This window comes from Pseudomonas luteola NBRC 103146, assembly GCF_002091675.1.
Classification (GTDB): domain Bacteria; phylum Pseudomonadota; class Gammaproteobacteria; order Pseudomonadales; family Pseudomonadaceae; genus Chryseomonas; species Chryseomonas luteola.
Window position 1 is genome coordinate 16,603 of record NZ_BDAE01000032.1, and the last position, 18,456, is coordinate 35,058.

17 protein-coding genes and 1 pseudogene are annotated in these 18,456 nt (G+C 53.7%); 10 read left to right on the forward strand and 8 right to left on the reverse strand.

Annotation, left to right across the window (positions count from 1 at the left end; all coding sequences use genetic code 11):
• Positions 1-208: 208 nt before the first annotated feature.
• Complete coding sequence (gene deoC / locus PLU01S_RS22440; protein WP_074828551.1) at positions 209-886, forward strand: deoxyribose-phosphate aldolase; 678 nt, start codon at positions 209-211, stop codon at positions 884-886.
• A 49-nt stretch (positions 887-935) separates the two neighbouring features.
• Here deoC and gntR read toward each other — a convergent pair whose 3' ends face one another.
• Positions 936-1,952, reverse strand: coding sequence for an HTH-type transcriptional regulator GntR (gntR, locus tag PLU01S_RS22445; RefSeq protein ID WP_074828554.1), 1,017 nt, complete (start codon positions 1,950-1,952; stop codon positions 936-938).
• A 994-nt stretch (positions 1,953-2,946) separates the two neighbouring features.
• On the opposite strand from gntR, the gene PLU01S_RS26430 reads away from it, so the two are divergent.
• The 3 genes from PLU01S_RS26430 (at position 2,947) to PLU01S_RS22460 (ending at position 5,778) form a co-directional block, all read left to right on the forward strand.
• Entirely contained in the window at positions 2,947-3,210 is a 264-nt protein-coding gene (locus tag PLU01S_RS26430) for an iron chelate uptake ABC transporter family permease subunit (protein ID WP_073449493.1), read from the forward strand.
• Positions 3,211-3,406: 196 nt separating this feature from the next.
• Positions 3,407-4,756, forward strand: a complete 1,350-nt coding sequence (locus PLU01S_RS22455; protein ID WP_074828557.1) for a CobW family GTP-binding protein — start codon at positions 3,407-3,409, stop codon at positions 4,754-4,756.
• Positions 4,753-5,778, forward strand: coding sequence for a WD40 repeat domain-containing protein (locus PLU01S_RS22460; RefSeq protein WP_074828559.1), 1,026 nt, complete (start codon positions 4,753-4,755; stop codon positions 5,776-5,778). Before PLU01S_RS22455 ends, PLU01S_RS22460 begins: the two co-directional genes overlap by 4 nt.
• Positions 5,779-6,111: 333 nt before the next feature.
• Here the strand turns inward: PLU01S_RS22460 and PLU01S_RS25835 are convergent, their stop codons facing one another.
• The 4 genes and pseudogenes from PLU01S_RS25835 to PLU01S_RS22470 form a co-directional block, all read right to left on the reverse strand.
• Positions 6,112-6,276, reverse strand: a complete 165-nt coding sequence (locus PLU01S_RS25835; RefSeq protein WP_010798829.1) for a hypothetical protein — start codon at positions 6,274-6,276, stop codon at positions 6,112-6,114.
• A 488-nt stretch (positions 6,277-6,764) separates the two neighbouring features.
• Entirely contained in the window at positions 6,765-7,286 is a 522-nt protein-coding gene (locus PLU01S_RS26725) for a methyl-accepting chemotaxis protein (RefSeq protein WP_374940342.1), read from the reverse strand.
• A gap of 18 nt (positions 7,287-7,304) precedes the next feature.
• Positions 7,305-7,988 (reverse strand): annotated as a pseudogene (locus tag PLU01S_RS26730) (PAS domain-containing protein); the annotation flags it as partial.
• Between the two features lie 243 nt (positions 7,989-8,231).
• Positions 8,232-10,493, reverse strand: coding sequence for a putative bifunctional diguanylate cyclase/phosphodiesterase (locus PLU01S_RS22470; RefSeq protein WP_074828561.1), 2,262 nt, complete (start codon positions 10,491-10,493; stop codon positions 8,232-8,234).
• 136 nt (positions 10,494-10,629) lie between these two features.
• On the opposite strand from PLU01S_RS22470, the gene PLU01S_RS25510 reads away from it, so the two are divergent.
• From PLU01S_RS25510 to PLU01S_RS22485, 5 genes are all read left to right on the forward strand, one after another.
• Complete coding sequence (locus PLU01S_RS25510; RefSeq protein ID WP_139208880.1) at positions 10,630-10,839, forward strand: hypothetical protein; 210 nt, start codon at positions 10,630-10,632, stop codon at positions 10,837-10,839.
• A gap of 72 nt (positions 10,840-10,911) precedes the next feature.
• Complete coding sequence (locus PLU01S_RS26360; RefSeq protein WP_139208882.1) at positions 10,912-11,019, forward strand: EAL domain-containing protein; 108 nt, start codon at positions 10,912-10,914, stop codon at positions 11,017-11,019.
• 467 nt (positions 11,020-11,486) lie between these two features.
• Entirely contained in the window at positions 11,487-12,746 is a 1,260-nt protein-coding gene (locus PLU01S_RS22475) for a hypothetical protein (RefSeq protein ID WP_074828564.1), read from the forward strand.
• A 373-nt stretch (positions 12,747-13,119) separates the two neighbouring features.
• Positions 13,120-13,401, forward strand: coding sequence for a hypothetical protein (locus tag PLU01S_RS22480; RefSeq protein WP_010798824.1), 282 nt, complete (start codon positions 13,120-13,122; stop codon positions 13,399-13,401).
• Positions 13,402-13,703: 302 nt separating this feature from the next.
• A complete protein-coding gene (locus tag PLU01S_RS22485) occupies positions 13,704-15,452 on the forward strand; it encodes a sensor domain-containing diguanylate cyclase (protein WP_074828566.1) in 1,749 nt (582 codons plus the stop codon).
• Positions 15,453-15,530: 78 nt separating this feature from the next.
• Here the strand turns inward: PLU01S_RS22485 and PLU01S_RS22490 are convergent, their stop codons facing one another.
• From PLU01S_RS22490 to PLU01S_RS22500, 3 genes are all read right to left on the reverse strand, one after another.
• Positions 15,531-16,307, reverse strand: coding sequence for a hypothetical protein (locus tag PLU01S_RS22490; protein WP_083397965.1), 777 nt, complete (start codon positions 16,305-16,307; stop codon positions 15,531-15,533).
• A 297-nt stretch (positions 16,308-16,604) separates the two neighbouring features.
• Complete coding sequence (locus PLU01S_RS22495) at positions 16,605-16,826, reverse strand: hypothetical protein (protein WP_074828572.1); 222 nt, start codon at positions 16,824-16,826, stop codon at positions 16,605-16,607.
• A 144-nt stretch (positions 16,827-16,970) separates the two neighbouring features.
• Positions 16,971-17,567, reverse strand: a complete 597-nt coding sequence (locus PLU01S_RS22500; RefSeq protein WP_074828575.1) for an NAD(P)H-binding protein — start codon at positions 17,565-17,567, stop codon at positions 16,971-16,973.
• 268 nt (positions 17,568-17,835) lie between these two features.
• Between PLU01S_RS22500 and PLU01S_RS22505 the strand changes: the two genes are divergently transcribed.
• Positions 17,836-18,456 (forward strand): PDC sensor domain-containing protein (locus PLU01S_RS22505; RefSeq protein ID WP_169715114.1); only part of this gene is annotated, 621 nt, incomplete at its 3' end.

Consider the following 18,456-nt stretch of genomic DNA (forward strand, 5'->3'; position numbering starts at 1 on the left):
GGGAGCACGCTGCGGCTATAGAGCGACGCCCCTGCTAGGATGTCGAACAAGCGCAGCGCCAGTCCTAGGCAACTATAGACAAGGATTATATGACTGCCCAGTCATCTTGAGAGTGAGGGGAAAAAGAGCAGCCAGCAGGCGTTTGCCTTGCAGGCCGTTTTTTATTTAACGTACGCGTCTTTAATGCGACCGCTACGGACGTAACGCCATGACTATCGAACCGGCTAGCCTTGCTCACTACATCGACCACACGTTACTGGCTGCCAATGCCTCGCGCGAACAGCTTCGGCAGCTGTGCCAAGAGGCGCAGCAGTATGGGTTTTATTCCGTATGCGTAAATTCGGCGCATGTGCCCTATGTGGCTCAATGCCTGAAAGAGACTCCGTCGCGTGTGTGCGCTGTAGTGGGGTTTCCGCTTGGAGCAGGGTTAAGCGAAACCAAGGCATTCGAGGCCGAACGTGCCATTGCAAACGGTGCTCAGGAGATCGATATGGTGCTGAATATCGGTTGGTTTAAGGATGGTTTGCTGGAAGAGGTCCGCAGCGACATTGCACAGGTACTTGCTGCCTGCGGTTCCGTTCCGCTCAAGGTCATTCTGGAAACCTGCCTGCTGGATGATCTGCAGAAGGAGCAGGCTTGTGTGATCTGTCGGGAGCTGGGCGTTGCGTTTGTAAAGACGTCTACCGGCTTCAGTCATCAGGGCGCAACCCTTGAAGATGTTCGCCTGATGCGCCGGGTCGTCGGGCCTGATATAGGAGTCAAGGCTTCGGGCGGTGTTCGGGATTACGCTACCGCCGTTGCCATGATTGAGGCGGGTGCTACCCGCCTTGGTACTAGCTCTGGTGTGGCGATCGTACAAGGGGCGGGATCTGACAAGCCCTACTGACCGCTGCGTATGAGCATGCATTCCAACAGATGGCCCTATATCACCCAGTCTAGCTACTTTCCCGCACGACCAATTCAAATCCCAGGTCGATCTGGGTTGGTCCGGTACGTTCTGCCATCAGGTCCAGGAGTAATGTGGCGGCTTGATGACCTACGGCTTCCCGGGGTGTCCGGATGGACGTAAGGCGTGGCACCATGTGGGCCGAGGCCGGCAGATCATTGAAGCCGACCAGGGCGACCTGATGGGGAATGGAAATACCCTGGCGCTGGGCCTGAAAGATCGCTCCGTGTGCCAGGTCATCGTTACAAAAGAAGATCCCATCCACGTCAGGATGCCGGTGCATGAGATCGGTGAACAAGGTAGCTCCCAATTCGATCGAGGAGGGCCGGACATCAAGTATCTCCAAACCAGGATCATACATGCCGGCTTGCTGTAGGGTTTCCCGGAATCCATCGCCACGCCTTAGCGCGCGTGGATCGAGCTGGGCCGCAATATAGGCAATGCGTTGGCGGCCACGCTCAATCAGGTGCCGGGCCGCCGCTGCCCCCGCAGCATATTGAGAGAAACCAGCGCTGCACGTAGCCGTACCCGCATCCAGTTCCATCATATATACGCAAGGAACACGACTGCCAGCCAATAGCTGACGGGCATGCTCCGTTCTGTCAAAGCCTGTCAGCAGAATTCCCCTGGGCTGATACGCCAGATAATTGCGAATCAGGTTTTCTTCTTCTTCAGGCGAGTAGTGATAATTGCCAATCAGTACCTCCAGCCCGTGAGGTCTTAAAACCTGATGGATAGCTTCCAGACTCTCAATGAATAGCTGGTTTGACAGCGAAGGGATCAGCACCACAACGGATTGACTTTGTGCGGAGGCCAGGGTGCGGGCGGCAGGGTTGGCAACGTAACCCAGGGCACGGGCGGCCTCGCGGACTTTTTCGACCAGCTCGGGCGCAACCGTGGCAACCCCTCGCAGGGCTCGTGATGCAGTAATGGGCGAAACAGCGGCCAGTCTGGCTACTTCGGCCAGCGTAGGGCGGCCAGTGGTACGGGAACCTGTTCTGGGCATAGGTTAATCAGTGCGTTGTTGTTATGAGTCGTACATCCGGGATATAGCCGTCTAAGGTAGCGCTGTCCAAGAGGGGCTTACAAGCAAATGATTCTATCTGGACGGATAAGGCGGCTCGGGAATGCAGAAGACGAGGCAATTCTTAGCACACCTATGGTTTTGCACTACCATCAAAGCTGAAAGGATTGCGTCTCGCTGAGACAACACTCTCCCTAGGAGCTGGCAGCAGGCTTCTGAATTTTAGATCGGGCCTACACAAATTTATTAATAATACGTCATAACGTAACTGATTCAGTTGACTTACTGGATTGCTAATCCTCTCAATTTATACCGTGGACGTGTCCCATGAAGCGTGCTGCATGACATGGCAACGTTATCTTTTTATTTTTCAGTTATGGCTGCCGAGACACCGCCAACATTACTAGACGCGACGGGAGGCGCCTGGTTTTGGGTGCAACTCGGCGACAGGCTTAAAACCGAAAATGTAACAGCCCCTTGAGTAGTCTTACGCCTCCGGAGAGGCCTGCCAGCCTTTCGGTAATAGACGGGGAGGAGGCTCATCGGATGTAAATCTATCTATTAAGACGCTGTTTCACGGTCGCCCTTTTATTAGTCATATGGGACGGTACGGCACTGCATGAACGTCGTGGTTTTATAGAGTAACATTTGGTCATTCAGCTCCATGACGGAGCGAGCCTTTATATCGATTACGGGACGGCTACGTTTCCAACGGACCTGTAATCAGCTGGGCTGATTGAGCTGCTATGGGGAGTCGCCTCTCTATTTCATGGCAAAGTCGCGGCTGGTGTAGTGGACAACGTCCTGTCAAAACAGTCCCTGCAAAAGCTGATCCAAAATCATCTACGTTTGGGCTACGGCAGCTATGACCTGTGGCAGATGGCCTTTGATGGCGAAGGATAGATGAAAGAGCAGTTCAGTTATCAGCTCAACCTTACTCAGTAAGCCAGTAATACCTGAGTAAACCAGGGTTCCCTTGCTAGCCTATATCTGTGCCTCTTTGCTTTCAGGCGTCATGGTGGTGGTTAGCAGCGCCATTGTATTTGTCAGACTGATGCTCCCACATCTGGCGAGGCGGTTTATCGTGGCCCAACAACGGCAACCTTTACTAGTGGCAGCACTACTAGGCGGGCTGTTTCTGCTATGGATTGACATGGCCGCGCATACCTTATTCACATCCGACGATCTTCCTATTGGTATCGCAACGGCTGTTCTGGGCGGCGGTTCTTTCTTATATTGAGGCAGAAACGGTGAATCCAGAAAACATGAAGCCTTTGCTCGAAAGGGAATACATGACACCTACATGTTACTCGATGAAACAGGACGTTTTTCCCGACTAGGGACAGTGAATTAGCTAATCAACCCCATCAAGCGCATATAGACGCTAGCTATTTGATTGGTTACGTTATCTCATAACATTTATGAGTGGGTGCTTTATGTCAGATCTACGCGTCCCTGTCACGGTGCTGACCGGCTTTCTGGGTTCAGGTAAAACGACGTTGCTCAATCACATCCTTAGCAAGCAGCATGGTATGCGTATTGCTGTGATTGAAAATGAGTTTGGCGAGATCGGCATTGATGACGCCTTGGTGGTGAATGCCGACGAAGAAGTCTTTGAGATGAATAACGGTTGTATCTGCTGCACGGTACGGGGTGACCTCATCCGGATCCTGGGCAACCTGATGAACCGGCGTGACAAGTTCGATCATATTCTGGTGGAGACCACGGGCATGGCCGATCCCGGCCCGGTGGCACAAACGTTCTTTGTCGATGACGAAATCCGAGCGCAGCTCCAGCTGGACGGCATTATTACCGTGGTCGATGCTCACCATGTCTGGTTGCACCTGGAGGACAGCAGTGAGGTACGAGAGCAGATTGCCTTTGCCGATGTCATCCTGCTGAACAAGACGGATCTGGTCGAGCCCGCCAGGCTGGACGAGCTGGAAACACGAATCCGCAAGATGAATTCGTTGGCTCGTATCCATCGGACCGTCAATGCCGAAGTCGACATTCCTACTGTCATGAACGTGGGCGGCTTTGATCTGGAACGGGTGTTGGACCAACGGCCAGACTTTCTACAGAAGGAATATCCGTTTGAGTGGGCTGGAATCTGGCATTTGCCGGCAGGCATTACCGAGCTCCGTTATGGGGCAGGCCCCGATCCGTTTATTGGCGCGCTGCTGATGCCTGTCAATGGCGACAGTGAGGGTGATCTGGACAGGGCTGTTGTTATCGCCGAAGGAGCCTTTGATCGAGAGGCCAAAAAGATCCGTGCAGGTACCAAGCTGATGCCTGGTCGTCAGGCCGTCAATTTGAAAGTGCCGGAAGACGATGCAGAGCAGACGGTTAATCTGCTGATTCCGGCGGCGGGATACTATGCTCTGGTAACTGAGCATGGGCCCGAAGAGTTTGGGCTGCGACTGGAGCAGTCAGGCGTTCGCCTTGAGCCGAGCAGTCAACGCGAGTTTGCCGCGTCCCATAGCCATGATGAAGAAATCAGCTCTGTTGGCATTACCTTGGAAGGGGCGCTGTTGGAGGCAAAGGTCAATCAATGGCTAGGTTCGCTACTGGCTCGGAAGGGGCAGGACATCCTACGAACCAAAGGCATTCTAAACATTGCACAGGAGAATCGCCGATTCGTCTTCCAAGCCGTTCATATGTTGCTTGATGGCGGCCCGGATCGGTTGTGGCAGCCCAATGAGAAACGCCAGAGCGAAATCGTATTCATTGGCCGTAATCTGGACCGCGAAGAGCTAATAGCAGGACTGAAAGGTTGCCTGGCATGAGCGACTCCACAGCGGTACAACGCCTGCAGAGCCTATGGCAAGTGGAGGGTGGCGAGCACATCAACACGCTGGTCTGGTCGCCAGACAATACCCGGCTGGCGACGGCCTATGCAGACGGTTCGGTTGCGGCGTATGACACGGCTAATGGTCGCGAAGTATGGCGTCATGCGGTGCATGGGCTGGCGACCAGTGCATTAGCGTGGTCACCTGACGGTAACCTTTTGGCCAGTGGCGGGCAGCAGGGCGGTATTATCCTGTGGGAACCCGCTACGGGCAGTAAAGTACATCAGCTGGATAGCGGACGTAGTTGGGTTGAATTCTTATGCTGGTCAGCCGAGGGCGGATTGGCTTCAGCAGCTGGCCGGCAGATCCAGCTCTGGACCGCCGAAGGCAAGCTGAAGCAAAGCTTTGGACAGACCGCCAGTACGGTCACAGGGTTGTTATGGCTGGCTGATGCTACCCTGCTCAGCAGCTGCTATGGGCTGGTCAACCAATGGTCTGCGGAGCGTGAGCAGCCCCTGCGGCACTTCCCCTGGAAAGACTCTCTGCTGAGTCTCTCGGTCAGTCCAGATCAGCGGTTTATTGCCACCGGATGCCAGGACAATGCTATTCACCTGTGGTATCTGAAAAGCGGCGAAGACTTTCGCATGAGTGGGTACCCATCCAAGGTCAGGCATTTTGATTGGAGTGCTGACAGCCGCTACTTCGCAACAGGCGGTGCAGCTTCTCTGATTATCTGGGATTGTTCAGGTAAAGGGCCACAAAGCAGCAAGCCGGTAGTACTGCCCGTACATACCAAACCCATCAGCTCTATTGTGTTCAGCCATGCAGACAGCCGCCTAGCCTCCGGTGGAGACGATGGTCTCACAGTTATTTTTGATCTGGCCCGTGGTGAACCATTGGCAGGCTTGCTGGATGAGGCGGGTGTAAGCTCCATGGCCTGGAGCGAAGATGATCAGGTCCTGGCGATTGGCTACAGTTCCGGCCGCTTGCGGTTGTGCCCGGTGCCTGTGAAGCCTTGAACGCAGCAGTGCGGTACGCCAGGGCGTGCCGCACTGCGTCGGCGGAATTACAGAATTGTCGGGTTCGGTACGTCTCCGTACACCTGTTGGGGGTCAAATGTCTTAGTCGACTCGGTAAAGCCCAATGTATGAAGCAGTTATTTGTGAGAGTGGATAGGCAGAGTTGATCGTTATACCCAGAAACGACAAAGCCGCCCCTGGGTCAGGGGCGGCTTTGTTTGATCATCGAGCCGCTGTGTTTTCAGACTGAGCGTCTTGTCACGAGATGGAGATAAAAACAACCGGCGGGCTCTTCAGACAGGGGAGGCGTCCCCTGTAGTCAAGCAAGGCGTATCAGGCGACTACCGTCGTGCTTTCCCGCTTGTCCCACTCTTCTTCAACTTCACAGAAACAGACATCGGCTGCAGCATGCAGACGGTCCAGTTGGGCTTCGGTCAGATTATGCAGGGGAAGCGTTTCAAGCAGCTGGATAAGCGTATCAAATTGGGTAACGTCCATCATGTCCTCGTGGGATAATCAGATCGATATGGCGTATTACCTCCTGTTAGTACGCGCGAGGCCTTCTCACAGGAGATCTGTCAATTTCAATGAGTAATTCGACTTCACAGGGCCAAGACATATCGTGTGGACTGCCGGCCGCCGTGCGCACATGGATTACCTGATAACGACTTTAGCCGCTACCGGTTCGAGTTCCATGGGTTAGGGGCGCGCATTCTAATGATGACCGCTCGTTCCCTCTAGGGGGTTCTGCCCAATGGCACGCAAATATTTCCGTAATATTGCATTGACGTGTAAAAAAATCTTTTGCTGGCATGGACTTAGCTGACCCAAAAAAAATTAAATTTTTTTGGGTTGCTTTTTACGTTATTGGACGAACTGTATACATTCAGCTCCAGACCAAGCTCCATAGAGCCTGGTACGGCCCAACACGCGGTCTGCAAACAGTCACCCGCAGAGCCCTTTTATGCGAGAAAACGCTGTGTGGCTTATGTTGTCAGCTGGTTGAACTGGCCCACTGCATCAACTACACGCTGGGCACCGTCCTGGATATCAACGATGACCACACCGGCTTCAGAGGCCAGCGCCAGACCCTGTTCTGCTTGGTTCTTGCCTTCAGACATGCGGGAGACGGCTTCCTGAGCCAGTGCCTGGTTCTCTTGGACGACGCCAACGATTTCTTCGGTTGCTTTGCTCGTTCGGGCTGCCAGCTGACGCACTTCATCGGCCACTACTGCGAATCCACGGCCCTGCTCACCTGCGCGGGCGGCTTCAATAGCCGCGTTGAGTGCCAGCAGGTTGGTCTGCTCGGCAATGCCACTGATGGTCTTAACAATCGAGCCGATTACGAGCGACTGCTTATCCAATGCCTCAATGCCTTCAGCAGCGTGTTCCATCTGCCTGGACAGCTGCTGCATGATACCGATGGTCTGGTTGACTACGCCTGCGCCCTTCTTGGCTGCAGCATCGGTTTGTTGCGACGTACCGTAGGCGATACCGGCCGCCTCGATGACAGCGTTTTCACGGTTGACCTGATCTGTGACGACCGTTGCGAACTTCACGATCTTGCACAACTTGTCTTCCGCATTGAGGATGGGGTTGTAGGAGGCCTCAAGCCAGACGACATGACCATATCGGTCCACGCGCTTGAAGCGACCGTTGACGAACTCGCTGCGATTGAGCTTGGCCCAGAAATCCTGATACTCAGACGAATTGTATTCGGCCGGCTCGCAGAACAGGCGGTGATGCTTGCCCTTGATCTGATCCAGCGTATAACCCATAACACTGAGGAAGCGGTCGTTGGCGGTAATCACTTCGCCGTTCAGGTTGAACTCGATGACGGCGGTAGAGCGTAACAGGGCCTTGATCAGGCTTTCGTGCTCGCGGGAAGTCTCGATCGTACGGGTCAGGTTGTTTGCGTAGATATAAAACTGGTCAACTTGACCCGAAGCATTGCGTATCGGTTGCCACAGGCAGCGTAGCCAAGCTTCTTTCCCGTCTGCCCTGAGCAGACGTACAACGCCACTGAAGTGTTCACCTTTTTGAAGCGCAACCTTCATCCGTCGATAGATATCGGTTTGCTTGATATGCACTGGAACCAGCTCGTCAATATTGCGACCGACGATCTCATGGCTTTTGTAGAGCATTTCAAGCATGAATTGCTCGTTGACCTGTTCAATCACGCCTCGTGAGTCAAGGGTAAAGCCAATCATTGATGTATCGAGGCTTTGTTTGACCTGTTGTACAACCGAGAGTCTTTCCCGCAGGGCGGCCAGTTCCTGTTAGAGGCGTTTGAAGAACATGATTGATCCTTGAAGTAAGCGGCCGAAAGGGGAGGCTTGGTTCATTTATCGGCGCCCACAGGATTAAATGAAAGGAAGACGATCATTAAATATTTATGACAGACCAGCGGCAGGATTTGACTGCTGGTCTGCCACACATGGCAATCACTCCCGTCAGTTGCTGGCCAGCTCCGCCGCACGGACCACGTCTCTAGCCGGCAAGGGTTTAGCGAACAGATAGCCCTGATAGGTGGTGCAGCCATTTTCGGCCAGCAGCTGGCGCTGTGCTTCACTTTCCACACCCTCTGCCACGATATCGAGGCCAAAGGTCGTAGCCAGACCGGAAATAGCCTGGATGATGGCAACACTCTCCGACCCTGGCAGCCGTTGCACAAAGCTCTGGTCGATCTTGACCTGATCGATGGGGAGCTTCTGCAGATAGTTAAGTGATGAGTACCCGGTACCGAAGTCATCCAGGGCGAAGCGAACACCTTGTCCTCTAAGTGTTTCGATATGCGAACAGGCCTGGTCGAGGTCCAGTATCAGGGTTGCCTCGGTCAGCTCGATTTTGATCAGGGCAGGATCGATATGCTTGTGTTTCAAGACGTCCATAACCTCAGTGGCAAAACTGGATTGCCGTAGATGGGACGCGCAGACATTGACCGAAACCGGTAGGTGGGCGAGAGAAGGCTCTTTTGACCAGGCAAGCAACTGCGAGCACACCTCATCGAGCAGCCAACGGTCCAGTTCGGTAAGTAATCCTGTGTTGCTTGCGACTTCCAGAAAGGCGGCAGGGCCTACCAGGCCCCAATCCGGATGCTGCCAGCGCAGAAGCGCTTCAAGGCCGATAAGCCCTTTCTGATCGCTCCACTGAAGCTGATAGTAAACGCGGAATTCATTGTCGAGCAGCCCTTGCCGGATCTGTTGCTCCAGTTGCAGGCGGGCAGCAATGCTGCTTTGCATGCTCGGATCGTAAAAGCGAATGGCATTCTTGCCGTGGCTCTTGGCCGAATACATGGAGATGTCGGCCTGCTGAAGCAAGTCGTAGCTTGCACTTCTGCTGTCAAACAACACAATGCCTACGCTGCCGCTAATAGTCTGATTGCCTTGTTCGAATTCGAAAGGACGTTCTAAGGCCGCCAGCACCTGCTGGCCGATGTGACTTGCCTGGTGCGCGGCAGCTTGTTCGTCTTCCGACAAGCCTTCCAGCAGGATGACAAACTCATCCCCACCCAGGCGAGCCACGGTATCGGTCGCCCGCACGATCTGTTTCAGACGGTGTGCTGCTTCCTTGAGAACGGTATCGCCGGCATCGTGACCATACAGATCATTGATGTTTTTGAAGTTATCCAGATCGATGAATAGCAGGGCGCCGCTATGTCCGTGTCGCTGGCAGGCAAGCTGGGCCGTTTTGAGCCGCTCCAGGAAAAATCGCCGATTGGGAAGTTCGGTCAGGGTGTCGTAAAACGCCAGCCGACGGATCTGCTCTTCATACTCATGCCTGGCCGTGACATCACGAGTTACCATAACGATCGCCTGCTTATGTTCTGCATCCGAAGCGATCGCCTGGGCCTTGCCCTCGAAATAGCGCTCCCCCGCAGGAGAGCTGAGCTGGTATTCCACGGTGAGAGGTGTCGGGCTTTTCAGGACCTTTCTGACCCAGGTGGTCAGGTAGTTCGCCTGGGTATAAGGCAGCACATCCTGCAATCGCTGGCCCACCTTCGCCAAGTGCTCATTGATCTTCTTGGCATCATGGGAGGACGAGACGACCTCCTGAAAGCGACCGTCCTGATCGATAACCACCAGGATGTCAGGAATTGCCTGGGTAATGGCGCTCAGCCGGGCTTCGCTTCGCGCCAGAGCCTGTTCAGCCTGATTGCGTTTTTCCTGGTCACGAAACAGAAGCCAGACGAGCAGGCCTGTAGGGGGCATCGTCAGCATCATGGCCAGCATGGTACGTTGAGCGGCCAGGCCGAAAGGGCCATATACGAGGGTAAGCGTGAGCAGGGCGAGGGCATGTACCGCACCGCCCAGCAACAGTACCTGAAGAGGGCCTTGCCTGATCCAGCCTCGGTGGTAGGCCATGCGATAAGCGAGACCTAACGCCACCGCCATGAAGGCATTCAATACGCCGGGGTAGGCCCCTACGCCGCCTAGCCAGAACCTATACAGCGCCGTGATTGCCGCTGCGATACCAGCAACCAGGGGGCCTGCCATCAACGCGGTTACCGACAGTATGGCCAGCCGCGCATCTACAAAGATCCCGAGACCAATCGGTACGGGATGTACCATGACGGCAATACAGATCAGGCCCGTTGCACATCCAACAATCAGTTCCGATGACAGTACCTTGTGTGGCCAGGTACGCCAGAGGTAGTCCCGTAGCCAGCAGAGCGCCAGAAGTAAAGCGGCATTAGAAAGAAAATCCACAAACATGGCGACTTTGGTCTCCTTCGCCTAGGCGCAATTCCGTACTAGCATTCAGATAGACGTCTGAGTCAAAATTGCTAGATAAATGCGGCCCAATCGTCGGATAACAGCGATCTGAGCCCGTTATTCGGGACTTTTGTCAATGGCAAGCGCTGAAATAGAACAGCGCAGCGGTTTGAGTACAGGTTTAACAGGAATGTTCATTGCAGCAGGGATGTTGATCGTAGCGCTTGTGCTAGGGCACATGGGGCGCAGCTATAAGGCGACACGTACTGTTCGCCTTGATCGGCCTCTGGCCTATATCGGACTGTTTGCCTTTGTTCTTGCAAGCGCTGTAGTGTTCTTTGGCTAATGTCCGCCAATTTCCTACCGACACCATCAGGCTCGACATGCCTATCGTCAAGCGGCTGGAAATGTCCCTTATTTGAGCAGCCTCGCATCCATCGTTTCGCCATGTCATGCCCAGGGCAAGCTGGTCATGGCCGAGGATGTCGACACGGAGGAAAAGCTCAACGCTGTCATTCAGGGTTAACTTGTGTTACCTCCATTACTGTTGAATGAACTCGCCGCCTGGCATTACAGGCGCAATGTTCTGCTCTATTACGTATAGGGCTCTTCCGTAGCGCCCTGTATCTGCTGGGCGCAGTATCTTCTCGCTTCCTCTCAGCCCTAAGTGTTAGCGACTTCTCCCTTTATGCATCGCCTTGATGGCTTTCATTGCGCCCTATTGAACTCTTTTAGATCCTGGAGTCCGACTGTTGGCATCAAGGTCTGTCAAGTCAATTTAAGTTTTTTGTATGTACAAATGTAACCATTTGATGCTGTAAGTTGATCGGTTGCGTTCGCGCTTTTGAGCAGTGACTTTAGTAGCAGGTGTGTCCCCACGGCTTGAGCGCGGTAGGTTGTTGGTGTTTCAGAGTGGTGCAATCAAGGATTGCATATCGGTTGTGTAGCCGCATCAGGCGGCACGTCATGTCCAGGTAATAGGACGGGTAGTCAATGAAGAAAGTAAGTACAAATACGTTGTACTGTGGTTTGTTGGGGTTGGCATTTGTGCTGCATTTCGGGCTGCTTGAGCAGAATCCCCAGAACCCTATTGGTATCAAATACCTGACAGAGCTTTATCTGGCCGCCTGTTTGGGTTTCAGCGCCATGTTTCTAGTGGGAACCGTTGGAGCTGAACGAAAAGATTACAGTGTTGCGTTCCTGTTCTGTCTGTTTTCGGCTTTTACCTTTACCTTCCTTCCGGCGTTGTTTGCCGAACTCTTTTATGGTCAGCCGCTGGTCTATGGGGTAATCGAAGAACGCAGGGTGCTGCTCTGCTTTAGTGTCATTCCCTTGTTGTACCTGGCCAAACGTGTGTCGGCGGCACAGTTTGAAAATTGCATTCTGATCGTGGCGCTAGGGGCTGTTGTCCTGTCCTGGCTGTGCTATTTCGAGGTGTTGCCAGATCTGCGAGATGGGATGGACCTGGACCTCAGCCGACCGGGCCGCGCCTCGACCGGGGCATTTGCCCTGATCATTGGCTACTGCCTGAGCATCTACTTCTGGGGCAAAGGAAAATCACCTATCGACGGCAGCCCTCGCTCCAGTCTTCGCTATGGACTGCTGGCGCTCGTTTACCTTGCGACACTGGTGTTCGTCACACAGACCCGGCAGGTCATTCTTTTGTGCATCATCTTTACGTTCCTGTGCCTGCGGGTTAAGTCCGTGAAGCTGGCGGTGATTGGCGGCTTGCTCGTTTCCCCCTTCGTTATCGATCCTGACCTGCTCGAGCTTTTCGGGGTTAATATCGATTTCTACATGCAATCTGCCCAGAGCGGCGCTACGGATAATGTGCGCGAGGCTACCATCGCCCAGATCATGGATCATCTGCATGAGTACAACTGGGTACCCAGCGGTAGTCTGAGCCTGATGTGGAATGATGGTTTCAAGCACTACTTCAGTTACTACTTCTTCCTTTCCGATGTAGGTGTGATCGGTACGCTGTTCCGCTTTGGTTTTCTAACCATCGCGATCATTCCGGTCAGCTTCCTGGTGTATTTCAAAGTGGCCAAGCGGCTGAATCCCAGTCTGGATTTTACCTTGGCTGTGTTCCTGGCCCATCTTTCTATCTGGCCTTTGCAAGGTATCTTCGAATATCAGGAGGGTATGACTGCCTTGTTATTTGTTTTCCAGGCACTTAAAACGTTTCATAGCCAGATGCCCAACGAATCGCTGTCCAATCATCCTGAGCGGGAGCCTTATCAGTTGGCCTGAACCGCATCTGACATTAAAACGGCCCGTGGAGGGCCGTTTTTTTACCTACCAGCCTGCGTATCCCGTGCTGGAAATATCAGGCAATGCGTGCATAAGTGCGTGAAAAAGATAACCGATACACCAGTACATGCCAAAGGTACTAGCCGTTCAGTCTATTATTATCATGCCGTCACCTCTGTTGCTCCATTTATCCAGTAGCGCTCATTGATGATTACGATGATGGCTGAGTGCCATTATACTTGTTGCAATACATCAGGTAGTGCAAGCAGAGCGGCAGTGTTCTGTTATATCAAGTGGAAACGTTTTCGTTCCTTGTAGTCGAAGTGTCATCTAGACATCAGCTGGCAGTTCGACTGGGTAGGGGCAGACATCCATGATCTTGACCGAATTCGATTGCTATCAACTGCAAAACCGGCTGGACAATATTTGCGGTGCCCGACTGCCGGCCGCCAATATCGATAGCTTCTACTTCTTTCTAGACGCTTTGCGTACCGCCCGGAATGTATCTGAGCTGGAGCTGGCTGCTGCCAAGATTGACGGTTTCATGATTGCGCTGGAAGGGGCCGGGCTTGTCAGTGGAACATCCGCCATGTTGATCGGCGGTTTTGTTTCTCGGGTACAGGCACACCGTTTGGAAAGGTTGGGTGTTGAATGAGCCGCTGCTAAGTAACTGACTGGTAACCGGCTGAGTATTGGAGCCAGATAGTGACAAGCCACTCGTAGGGCTGACGATCTGCTTTATTCTTGATGATGTGTGACAGGTTCTTCGATGGGCGCTTTGCTTTTTGTATTACACGCTTGCCTTCGAAGGCTGTCCTGTTCAGCAGGTATTACGTCGCTCGTCGTGGTGCTGATCGCTTGCTCCACGTTGGCAGCAGAAGCACCTGCTGCACCAGGACGCGTATTGGTTCTGGATAACCAGGATAACTATCTTGCAGGCACCAGACGGACTATCTGTTGCACCCCTTCGCCGAGACATTCGAGGCTATTCGCTACGCTGTACCTGATAGCGCGTGGCAGCCGAACGCAAAGGCATTAATCAGTCTTGGGTATCAGCAGGACGGTAGCTGGATCCGATTAAGGCTGGAAAACCCCTCGTCCGAGGTTCGCCGATGGTTACTGGTGGCCGAAACCCCTCTGATCGATCAGCTTGAGCTGCGCCTGTTCGATCCTGTTCTGGAGCGGTGGTCTTCAGTCGAATCGCTTGGTAATCGCATACCCTTGAGTAGGCAAGCCACCAGCGGCCCTTATCCGGTCGCTACGCTTGACTTGCCGCCCAATCAGGCCATGGTTCTGTATGGTCGCATGCGTGCGAGCCAGCCGCTGACCATTCCGATGGAGATCATGTCTCCTGCCGCGTATGAACGCATCCATACGCAAACAGCCCTGAGCCTGAGCGCCTTTCTGGGCGCAGCAGTAATCATGCTGGCTTACAATCTATCACTCTATGTCTTCATACGGGACCGGGCCTATCTCTGGTATAGCGGTTATCTGGCTGGTGCCATCTTCTATATGGTCTGTGCGACCGGCTTTGGACGGTTGTATCTGTGGCCGGAATTGACTGAACTGGCAGTGCGTGCCACCGTTCTGTCCATTTCGCTTTGCATGGCCGGGGCTGCCCAGTTCATCAAGCACTTTCTTCAGCTATCCAGCCACAGCCGCTTCTTTTCAGTCTTGTGTAAAAGCTTCCTGATCTATTGGCTTGGCGCCTCGCTGATTATCGCGATCGACCCTGCGTTCATTCCGTTTCTCGGTATCGATGTCATGGTCTTTCTCAGCTGTCTCACGGGACTATGGGTTGGCCTTGCCTTGTGGTGGCGAGGCCATGTATCGGCCCGTTATTTCACCATCGCCTGGATAGTGCTCAATCTAGCCACCTTATATATGACGCTGGTCATGTCCGGCTTGAGCAAAGGGTGGCTCAATCCGTTGTATGTCCAGATGCTGGGGTTCGCGCTTGAGTTCCTGTTGCTGTCGATGGCCTTGGCCGAGCGGATAAACCGTGAGCGTGCAGCACGGATACAGGCAAAGCAGGAGGCGATAAAAACCAGCGAGTATCTGGCACGAGAGCGGTTGGCGACCTTGCAGGCACAAGAGAAACTATTGATTCTTCAGCAGGAAACCAACGAAGCACTCGAGCGGCGGGTGAAGGAGCGGACCCTGGCCCTGGAGGAGGCAAACCTTCAGCTGTCACGCCTGAGTCGGCTGGATGCCCTGACTCAGTTACAGAACCGAAGTGCTTTTGAAGTAAATTTTACCGCCTCGCTTGGGAAGGCTTTGGCAACTGGGCAAATGCTGAGTGTTGTCATGATCGATATCGATCACTTCAAGCAAATTAACGATACCTATGGTCATTCGACAGGTGACGAATGTCTGGTCAAGGCTGGGCAGGTATTGCTGAATCATACCCAGGGGGCAGGCGATCATGCGGCGCGTTTTGGTGGAGAAGAATTCATTCTACTCTTCATGAATCGCACCCCGACTGAAATGGCAACGCTTGTCGAACGTATTCGAGTCGACATGGCTTCCCTCGGCATCAAAACGGACAGCGGAACACTGCATTTTACAGTAAGTATTGGCGTTGAATGCCGCTCTCCTCGACCAGACGATACGCGTGTCGACTATTCCAGAGCAGCTGACACAGCGCTTTACCAGGCCAAGGCCGCAGGACGTAACCAGTCCTGTTTTGCCATTACTGTCCATTAGTCAGCACAGCTCTCCTGCAACAGGCCAGCCTGCAAGAGACTGGCCTGCGGTATGCGCGATCAGTAGATGGCCAAGCGCTTACCAGCCGCGTACATCGGGAGCCAGCTTACCGACGGCTTGGTGAGCCGCCTGGTGCAGCTCCGGTGCGGATGTCTTATCCGACGCGAGGATATTGGCCTCTTCTGCGCTGGGCTGAAGAGGCTTCTGGCGGAACAGCAAGGTATAGAAGGAGGCGGCGCAGGCATACCCGCCTGAGAAAGAGGCATGGCGCCCGTCAGCTATGTACAGCTTGGCCACTGAATCGCTTGCAAACGTACCCTTCCAGGACTCACCGCAAGGGGAGAGCTGGGCGCCCATCTTGCGAGCCAGGCTCACGTACTCTTTATAGATTTGTGGTTGCTTACCCTGTTGATTCTCGTTGGCCCAGGTTTCGAACAGAATCGGCTTCGCATGATGGGCACGGATCAGATCGTTGAATTTCATCGCATATTCTTCCAGCCGTTCTGGCTGAAGCAATGGCCGAGCGGCGTGCTCCTGCAGGACAACATAGTCATAGGTGTTGCTTGCCAGCTTGCTTTGTACCGCTCCACTGTTCCAGTGCTGCTCAAGGGTATATGAGGGTTTGGCAATCGAGTCCGCCTCGATAGTGCAAGACGATGATGCGCTGTCGTGGGCGCGTGACGCCATTCCCATCAGGGTGGTCGTCAAACTGTTCGCATAGGTGTAGCTGTTACCAACGAACAATATGCGAATGGTGCACGAAGAAGCCTCAGAACTCTGAGCAGCAGCGGCGTAATGTGCGCTGGCGATGCATCCAGCAAAGAGTGTGGCAAGCTTCAGGGAACGGGTGAACAAGACCCTATCCTCCATATATTTATAAGAGTTAAACAACAGGTGTGGGCTGCAAACGGCATCCTGGTGCGTTTGCGGGGGCGCATTGTGCGAGGAGGAGGCGGTATTTATAAGGAGTGACTGTGCGGGGAGTCACGTACTGCTATTTAGAACAAGCGAAACGGCGAACGTGTGCAAAGTTCAGGGAAATAAAATATCCCAATATTTCGATAATGGTGGCTATTTAATAGCTAAATAATAGCTAAAATCAAGAACAAATAGTCTTATTTTCCAAATAATAGCAATTTTTAAGAGCGAGGCTTAGCTCGCTTGTGAGCCTTGCTGAGGCTCAACGACATCCTCATCGATATACCGGCCAGCTTTTTCCTGTTCCAAAAATGCCGCGTACTGATCCTCCGTGATCTGGTTTTCCAGCAGCAGTTGCCAGGCATAGGATTCGACTGCCTTCTTGTTCCAGCGAATCTCTCCTAGGCTGTCCGGGTTTTTGATGCAGCGGATATAACGCTTCCAGTACGCGTCCATGGTGACTCCTGCCTCCTGCTCATGGGTAACGGGGCGCGTGGTATATCACAACTGATGGATTTGTGAAGCGGTACGTATAAGAAGTGTCCAACTTTCTGCTTGACAGAGGCGGCCATGCTTGCCTCAGGCCAGCGAACGAGCGGGTCAGGAATCAAGGTTCAGCTGGCGACCACTGTGTCCGGGTTTTTCAAGTACATCGGCGACCTCGGCGGCGAGATGAAGAAGCTCATAATCTTCTTCGAGACTGGTCGAGTCGTTGGCTCCCCGTTCATCCAGAATGGGACAGTTGACCAGCGTCCAGTGAAGCGGGCTAGTATCGAGCCGTTCGTGAATCTTCTGGCAGACACGTCGCCAGCGGGGGTCGACGTCCTCATCTTCCAGCGCAGCGAAATCACCTACCAGCATGAGCTGGGATACTTTGCCTTTGCGCAGGCCGCTGATGAGTGCAGCCACAGCATCGATCAGGTAGTTGGGATCTTCGACCTCAATTACTACGCGAGGCGGCTCCAGTACCGCGACGACTGCTTTCATCCCCGCCACCCCCTGGCTGACCTTATAGGCGCTGAATAGGTTGCCAGGAGCTGATTGAGGATAGGGGCGGGGCGGCAATGTCTTGAGATCTGCCTGTAGCGGCACGGCCTCATGTTCGCGATTAAGCAACTCATTGATCAATGCCTGGCCCAGCGGGCTTTGCGCGCCGTAGACCGCGACCTTGAGCGCTCGTGTTGCCGCATACCTCATGAGAACCTCGCCTCTGTCAATCCTAGATGACTGACCGGACGGAGCGCCCAAGGTTCTGCCGCGACCGTACCGGCTATCCCACTGCTTAGGCTACATCGGCCGGATCGTCATAGGCTTTAAGAAAACAGTAGGACAATCCTCGTCGCTCTGTAGAAAAATATTATCGCGCCGCTGAAGACCGCACGTGACTGGCCGATAGCCTCTATAGCCAAACAGAAATCTGTTAGCCAGACCTTATATATCCCCACCTTCAGTAGGGCCGAGTCGTATGCTCAGTAGAATAAAGTTCAGCCACAAGATCCTGGCAACGGCCTCGGTAGTGCTGATTGCTGCCTTCTCGTTGTTCATGACGTACAACGATTATCTGCAACGTACGGCAATCACCCGGGACCTGACCGTTCGCCTCAAAGAACTGGGCACCAGTGCCTCCAGCAATATTGCCAACTGGGTAAGCGGGCGTATCACGCTGCTTGAAGGAGAGGCGCAGGCGGTACAGCGTGATCTTGCACCTCAGGCATTCACTGCAGTGCTGGAGCAGAAAGCGTATACCTCAAGCTTTGACCTGACCTATCTGGGGCAGGCGGACGGTACGTTTACGGTTCGACCCTCCATCAGTATGCCTGCCGGCTATGACCCGAGAACACGCCCCTGGTATCAGGGCGCCCAAACCAAAGCCGGTTCGATTCTGACCGAGCCTTATGTAGATGCCGCTTCGGGCGGATTGATCATGAGCCTTGCCACACCCGTCATGCATGAGGGGCAACTGGCGGGTGTTCTTGGAGGCGATCTGAGTCTGCAGACGATGGTGGGTATCGTCAATTCGCTCGACCTGGGAGGTATCGGTCATGCGATTCTGGTGAATAGCGAAGGCAAGGTACTGGTCAGTCCC

What these genes read in the sequence shown, in the direction of transcription:
- gntR (WP_074828554.1), bottom strand. Translation starts at nt 1,952, where the DNA reads ATGCCCAGAACAGGTTCCCGTACCACTGGCCGCCCTACGCTGGCCGAA.
- PLU01S_RS22455 (WP_074828557.1), top strand. Translation starts at nt 3,407, where the DNA reads ATGTCAGATCTACGCGTCCCTGTCACGGTGCTGACCGGCTTTCTGGGT.
- deoC (WP_074828551.1), top strand. Translation starts at nt 209, where the DNA reads ATGACTATCGAACCGGCTAGCCTTGCTCACTACATCGACCACACGTTA.
- PLU01S_RS22500 (WP_074828575.1), bottom strand. Translation starts at nt 17,567, where the DNA reads ATGAGGTATGCGGCAACACGAGCGCTCAAGGTCGCGGTCTACGGCGCG.
- PLU01S_RS22480 (WP_010798824.1), top strand. Translation starts at nt 13,120, where the DNA reads ATGATCTTGACCGAATTCGATTGCTATCAACTGCAAAACCGGCTGGAC.
- PLU01S_RS25835 (WP_010798829.1), bottom strand. Translation starts at nt 6,276, where the DNA reads ATGGACGTTACCCAATTTGATACGCTTATCCAGCTGCTTGAAACGCTT.
- PLU01S_RS22475 (WP_074828564.1), top strand. Translation starts at nt 11,487, where the DNA reads ATGAAGAAAGTAAGTACAAATACGTTGTACTGTGGTTTGTTGGGGTTG.
- PLU01S_RS22495 (WP_074828572.1), bottom strand. Translation starts at nt 16,826, where the DNA reads ATGGACGCGTACTGGAAGCGTTATATCCGCTGCATCAAAAACCCGGAC.
- PLU01S_RS22460 (WP_074828559.1), top strand. Translation starts at nt 4,753, where the DNA reads ATGAGCGACTCCACAGCGGTACAACGCCTGCAGAGCCTATGGCAAGTG.
- PLU01S_RS22470 (WP_074828561.1), bottom strand. Translation starts at nt 10,493, where the DNA reads ATGTTTGTGGATTTTCTTTCTAATGCCGCTTTACTTCTGGCGCTCTGC.
- PLU01S_RS25510 (WP_139208880.1), top strand. Translation starts at nt 10,630, where the DNA reads ATGGCAAGCGCTGAAATAGAACAGCGCAGCGGTTTGAGTACAGGTTTA.